The sequence below is a fragment of the Leisingera sp. F5 genome (genome assembly GCF_001593695.1).
The window spans coordinates 1-2,561 of record NZ_LUKH01000408.1 but is presented as its reverse complement, the minus strand read 5'-3'; the positions used below and the strand labels follow the sequence as shown (position 1 = coordinate 2,561).

Here is a 2,561-nt window from a genome sequence, read left to right as displayed (position 1 = left end):
GTGGATCTGTATATCCTGCTGCGTGAAGGGATGCCGGAGATCGCCCCGATCGTGGTGCCGGACGTGTTCAAGCTGAACACGGTGCCGGCCGTGAACCTGTTTGAAAAACGCTGCGACCGGGTGCGGATTGCGCCGATTGATACCGAACACCACGTGATCCCGAACCGGACCGCGGGTCTGGATTTTGAGATTTACGGCTTGAACAGCGTGACCGGGATCAGCGGCGAGGGGGAGGACGACGTGATCTTCCGCCCGTTCTATTCTGCCAATGATTTCACTGCCGCGGGCGAAAGCCACCCGGCGAACTCCAGCCGCGATCCCAGACCCGCCCCGCATCAAGGCGGCACTGGCCTTCCAGGGCGGCAGCGGCGACATAGACCCGGTCTCCCTCGCCGCCTTCCAAAGCTTCATGCAGCCGGGCGATGCAGTGGCCGAAGGCGATCCATTGCGCGATGGTGTCTCCGGCATCCTCGCCGCCGTCCCCTGCTCCCGCCTGCAGGTCGCCTTTGTCCCGGAAACCACCACGCTGGAGGTCCGCGGCCACCTGCCCGAGAATGGTTTGCGGTCACCCGTTCTGACCGCGCTGCAGGCGCAGATGGGCGCCGATATCACCGTCTCCGACCAGATGCGCCTGCTGCCCCGCCCGCAATGCGGCGCGCTGGCGGGGATCGCAAACGTCGGCCTGCCGCAAAGCACCGACCAGATCACCAACCCGCTGCTGGTGGGGGAAGACGCCCATGCCCGGGTGCTCGACTATTCCGGCGGCGAGCGGCTGTTCTTCGACCTCACCGCCCCCGACTATCCGGCTTACGTCTATGTCGACTATTTCGACGCCGGCGGAGCAGTCCTGCACCTGTCGCCGAACGAGCTGGTGCCGCTGGCGGAGGCACCCCCCCAAAGCGCCCTGCGCGTCGGCGCCAAACAAGCGGGAGACCCGGGCCTGCAAATCACCGTCGGCCCGCCCTACGGCCAGGAAATCGCCGTCGCCTTCGCCGCCTCCCACCCTCTCTACGAAGGCACCCGCCCGATCAGCGAGCCTGCAGTCCCCTACCTGGAGTACCTGCGCACCCAAGTGGCGGTGGCCCGCGGCCGGCACCCGGACTTCAAAGGCGAATGGGTCTATTTCCTGATCACGACCCACGCCCCGTAACCCCTGCCGCCAGGGCAGTACTCCCGCGCCCGCAGGCGCGCGGCTTGCGCCGCCGCACCTTGGCGGCCTTGGGCCCGGCGCAGCGCTAATGCGCAGCGCTCTCCCCCGCTCTTTACGGGGTCAAGGGCTGCGTCAGCAGCCGCCCGGCACGCGTGGTTCACCCCTGAGGCCGCAATGGGAGGATTATCCTCGGCATGGTGTCTTAAGGGCAAACCTGCCCTTAAGCACTTCTCAGCAAATCAACCCGCAAATGCCGTATTGCGAAGGGTCTGCTTTCCCGAAGGTGAAACCCCGCGCTGTGCGAAGCACAGCGCCGCGCCCAACTGGGAAGGTGCATTTCGTGAAATGCGCCGGACCAGGCGGGAGCCCCTCTCCTGCGTCGCTGCGCCTGGGGCTGCGGCCGTTACTGGCAACCGCCCGCGGCCCAGCTCTTCAGCGCCTGTTTCAATGCCCCGCCGAACGGGTGCTGCTTGCCCAACGAGCGCTGCATGTTGAGGCTGAGATACGTGTTGCCCTGCGTGCACAGCCGCTCCCGCGTCCACTGGTGGCAAGAGCTGCAGGCCTGGTCCTTCCAATAGCTCTCCGGCAGGCCTTCAACCGGCGGAAAAGCCGGCGAGCGGGTCACCGCTTCTGCCAGGGTCAGCCCGGAAATCTCAGCCATCTCCGTATGCAGCGGGCTGGCATAGGTCACCGGGCCGGGTTCCGCCAGTTTCACCGGCTCCGGCTCAGGTTGCTGGGCCGCTGCCGCCACCTCGCTGCCAGCCTTCGGGTCCTGGCCCGCGCCAGCCCGCATCGCCGCCAGCTCGGCGGACGCCATCTCCGCAAACCGGCCCTCCGGATGGGCCATCAGATAGGCCTCATAGGCCGCCTTGCTGCCATCACCCTGCGCCGCCAGGAACATCGCCGCTTCGGCGTCCTGTGCAGGGGCCGCAGCCGCAACTGCCGGTGCGGGAGCACCGCCCTGCAGCTCTTCCGCCATCAGCTCCCCCAATATGGCGCGGGCCTCATCCGCGTATTTACCATCGCCATAGCCGCGCAGGAACAGCATGATCTGCATCGCATCCCGCGATGCCTTGACCGAGGTCCAGATCTGCATTTCCTGCACCTCCGCGGCGCTCATCACCACCTCGGGCCCGGCCTCTGCGAAGACAAAATCACTCACCAGCGAGGACGTGTCCCAGGGTGTCTGGCTGCCGCCGCTTTGCTCCAGGACCGCCCGGCGCACCTGCTTGAAGACCTGTTCCACCGGCCGCCCCGGCGCGGTGATCTCGCGCGCCAGCGCCGCAGTGAACGGGCTGTTCGCCCCCTCCCCGTCCAGCGCCACATCGCCGGGTGCCGTTGCATAGGCCAGGAAGGTGCCGGTCGGCGCCTTCATCTCCGCCAGGCCGCTTTCTTTCAAATCCGCCACCGC

General features: G+C 67.1%; 2 protein-coding genes and 1 pseudogene. 2 read left to right on the top strand and 1 reads right to left on the bottom strand.

Going from position 1 to position 2,561, the window contains the following annotated elements; all coding sequences use genetic code 11:
* A pseudogene (locus A2I95_RS31050) lies at window positions 1-303 on the top strand (type VI secretion system baseplate subunit TssF); the annotation flags it as partial.
* Complete coding sequence (locus tag A2I95_RS42675; RefSeq protein ID WP_367153094.1) at window positions 269-1,150, top strand: DUF4384 domain-containing protein; 882 nt, start codon at window positions 269-271, stop codon at window positions 1,148-1,150. The pseudogene A2I95_RS31050 and the gene A2I95_RS42675, both read left to right, overlap by 35 nt.
* 403 nt (window positions 1,151-1,553) lie before the next feature.
* On the opposite strand, the gene A2I95_RS31040 is transcribed toward A2I95_RS42675, so the two are convergent.
* The coding region (locus A2I95_RS31040; RefSeq protein ID WP_291736014.1) for a caspase family protein at window positions 1,554-2,561 on the bottom strand (1,008 nt) is incomplete at its 5' end.